We start from the raw sequence: 246 nt of genomic DNA on the forward strand, positions 1-246 counted from the left end.
TTATGCATAATATTTAAACCAAAAATATAATTAAGAAATTGATAAAGCCATAGATCGTTTTGGTGATGATTTTGACGAAGGTCAATATGTTGCAAACAATCCTCGTGTGATGGAATACAAAGACAAAAATCGCGAGATTTTTGAAAGTATGGCTCGTTCTTTGGGCATTGATTTTTTGGCAGTTGTATAGGCTTTAATTGAATTATTAGAATTCGCTTGTCCGGATTCAGGTTCACGATATTTGAC

1 protein-coding gene is annotated in these 246 nt (G+C 32.9%); it reads left to right on the forward strand.

Annotated elements, in window-relative coordinates; genetic code table 11:
- The first annotated feature begins 37 nt into the window (after positions 1 to 37).
- Entirely contained in the window at positions 38 to 190 is a 153-nt protein-coding gene (locus tag AC23MC_RS16510; RefSeq protein WP_487570664.1) for a hypothetical protein, read from the forward strand.
- Positions 191 to 246: the final 56 nt, after the last annotated feature.

Source organism: Flavobacterium sp. T50_26 (assembly GCF_057652995.1).